At 64.0% G+C, this 3,225-nt stretch carries 2 protein-coding genes; both read right to left on the minus strand.

Annotated elements, in window-relative coordinates:
• Positions 1 to 170: 170 nt before the first annotated feature.
• Positions 171 to 1,550, minus strand: coding sequence for an IS1380 family transposase (locus tag B9S57_RS33390; protein WP_103515523.1), 1,380 nt, complete (start codon positions 1,548 to 1,550; stop codon positions 171 to 173).
• 1,438 nt (positions 1,551 to 2,988) lie between these two features.
• Positions 2,989 to 3,225 (minus strand): hypothetical protein (locus tag B9S57_RS35055; RefSeq protein WP_219818607.1); only part of this gene is annotated, 237 nt, incomplete at its 5' end.

The following is a 3,225-nucleotide window of genomic DNA, read 5'->3' on the forward strand; positions in this document are numbered from 1 at the left end:
CCTCGATCGTTCATGAGTCCTCGTCGGTGCGCTGACGGGGACTCTGTGCTTGCGAGGTGCGGAACTTCGTGGGCCGGGGCAGGTTGACGGCCCGGCTGTCGCGTCGGGTGGGCGCCGGGTTCCACGGTTCCGGGATGTCGCTGGTTCGTCGGGGCGGTCGGAGTTGCTGGTCAGCCGGGGTTCTGTAGGGCTGCGAGCCGTTGGATCGCGCGGGTGATCACATCCGTCCAGGGCCATCGGGCGGTGAAGCGGAGCCAACGGCGGCGGCCCGTGGTGACCAGCTGGGCGGCGGCAGAGAACAGCCGTAGTCGAAGCCGTTTGGGCTCCCAGCGGCGGGTCTCTGCGGTCAGGGCGAGCATCGGCATCCAGGCGAGTAGGTCGAGTGCGAGGGAGACGATCTCCAGCCAGATCTGGTTCTGAGCGGTGTCGTGCAAGGGGAGGTTGCGCAGGCCGGTGTCTCGGGCGTTTCGGATGCGGTCCTCGCAGCGGGCCCGGCGGCGGTGACGTAGTTCGAGGTCGGCGAGTTGGCCGCCCTTGGTGTTGGTCGCGAAGCAGGTGAGCCGTAGTCCGTCGAGGTCGGTGAAGCGCAACTGGGCCCCGGGGTGCGGGCGTTCTTTGCGAACGATCAGCCGCATCCCTTTCGGCCAGGTGGTCAGGTCGGGCATGTCGGTGATCTCCGCGACCCAGGCGCCGGGCCGCTCGGTGCCACCGGAGTCATAGGCCGGCGTCCATGCCTTCTTCGGGATCTTCAGCACGGCCTGGTGGATGGCGTCGGTGATGGTCATTCCGACGGAGTACGACAGCCACCGGCCCGGTTTGGAGAGCCAGTCGAGGAAGGCGTGGGTGCCGCCGGCGGAGTCGGTACGGATCAGTGTCTGACGGCCCCGTCGCAGGTGTTTGGGGAGTTGAGCCAGGGCGAGTCGCGCTGTTTCGATGTGATCGCTCGCGGTGTTGGAGCCTGCGTTGCCGGGCCGCAGCAGGGCTGCCACCGGCTCTCCGGACCCGGCCTGGCCATGGTCGACGAACGCGACGAGCGGGTGGTGGCCGAAGGTCTTCTTCCAGGTCGCTGTGGCGTCCTGCTTCTCGGAGTGCGCAAGGACGAGCACGCCGTCGATGTCCACGATCACCGAGCCGTCGGCGGCGGGGCCGTTCGCCCCGGCCAGGTCCCAGACCCGCGAGCGTACTTTCGCCCGAGCCGACCGAATCGCGGTGAGCGCCTTTGGTCCGGCAGCGGCAAGGGCGTCAATGAGCCGTGAAACCGTCGGGTCGGAGGCCACCGGCCCGAACACGGCCGGCTCGGCCCGCAGCAGGGCGACATCGGCGAGGCAGTCCCCGCCCAGAGCGACTCCGAGCGCGACATCCAGCAGGATCTTGCCCGGCTCATGCACTGCCCGCGGCTTGCGCCAAGGCGCCAATGCCGTCGATATCGCGGTGTCCAGACCCAACTTTCGGACCGTCTCGACCAACAGCACCGCACCGGCCTGCGAGACCGTCCCGCTGCCACTGCCCTCGACGCGGACGCGCGGGTACGACCCGATACGCTTACTCACCTGGAGAGTGCTTCTTTCGTGCGGCTGACTGGACCCTAGACAAGTCCCATCGTTGCAGGTCAGGAGCACTCTCCGCTTATTTGATCAAGCGTCGGACAACCCACCTCGTGAAAGCCCGAGGCTAAGAGCCCCTGGACCTGGACGGCGCCCTGGTCACCTTCGACGCCCTGCACTCGGTCAAGGGGAACGTCACCTGGCTCGTCGAGACCAAGAACGCCCACTACATCGCCAAGACCACCCGGGCAATCCGCGACCAGCCCGAACGAGCCCTCCCACTCCTGGGCATCACCAACAACCCAGGTAATGAGAAAACTTGATCAAGCCCTGGGGCAAGGACCACCGCTTGGTCCGGCCGGGTCGTAGACCACCGTGTACGTCTGCCCTTCGACGCAGAGCCGTGAAGTCCGGACCATTCGAGGAGTACAAGAAGAGTGACCATGCTCCACAGGGCGACGCAGAAAGCGCACCGGACGGCGCACTCGACGAATCCGTAGCTCCCGGAATCCAATTCCTCTCTTCGGAACTGCGCACAGCGAAAACAGAGCCGTTGGCGCGCATCCCCGGCGCCTGGTCACATCCGCAGGACCGCGTTGAAGAAGAAGACCGCCGACAGCACGAAGCACCCAGTGGCGAACCCATGGGAACCGATTCCCGTGGCGACTCCGTTCACCAGCGCAGTCGCCTTCCCCTGCGGGTCATAAACCACTCGTGCGGTTCCACCGACCGGAACGGGTATGGACGCTTGCGCCCGCGTCCATGTCGTACGTTGACACCCCTTCGTGTCCACATACCGAATACCGCTGGCCACCAATCCGCCCGAGGTCCATCTCAGGTTGACGCAGGTACCTTTCGCGCATTCTGCTCGCCCACTCCTGACGAATGCGTCGTGGCGAAACCTTAGATACCCAATGTACGCACCATAGGCGGCCAAACCGAGCCCGAGGAGGAAGAAGAGGACCGAAACAAAATTCATGGCCGAACAATAACCTCGCCAATCCTCGAAGTCAAGGAATGCACGATCATTCTCCCGAATGAGAAAAGGAGGGGAAATGGCTGCTTCTTACCCGGCCGAATGGCCCGAGGACTACACCCCTTAAGGATTCATCAAAAGCATCGCGTAAGGCCTACTGGGGAAGGGGGAGAGTGTCGTAGATTCCGTCAGGCAGATTGCGCCCGACGCAATCACTGCGGTCAGTGCCGGAAGGGGCCGGGGGCGCGTGGGTGCCGGCCTGCCCGCTGCAAGTCGGCGCGGCGGTGACTTGGTGCCGCCTCGAAACGCTCTCCTCCCGGGGGCGGGACCCGGATGTCATCTCTTCCTGTTGACGAAGAAAAGCAGCGCAACCCCTACCAGAACAACGAATCCAATGATGAACAGGAGGGCTTCCTGTCCGCTCTTAAGAGGGCGAGGGGCGGAAATTAATACATCACCCATTATCCGTCACCCCTTCCTCTTGCTGATCAGACTCAAGGGCACAGAGAGCGCCCCGCCGGCAACGAGCAGTACTCCGATCGCCAGAGTAGAGGCGTTGCCTGAGAAAAACACCAGGAGAAATGCACCGCAGATCAAGGTAAGGAGGCCCCAGAGGAGAATCTGGCCCTCTCTTCCCGGTTGAATCATATTATGCCCCCAATTTTGGATAATGGGTGATGTATTAATTTCCGCCCCTCGCCCTCT

This window comes from Streptomyces sp. SM10 (genome assembly GCF_002910915.1).
Taxonomy (GTDB): domain Bacteria; phylum Actinomycetota; class Actinomycetes; order Streptomycetales; family Streptomycetaceae; genus Streptomyces.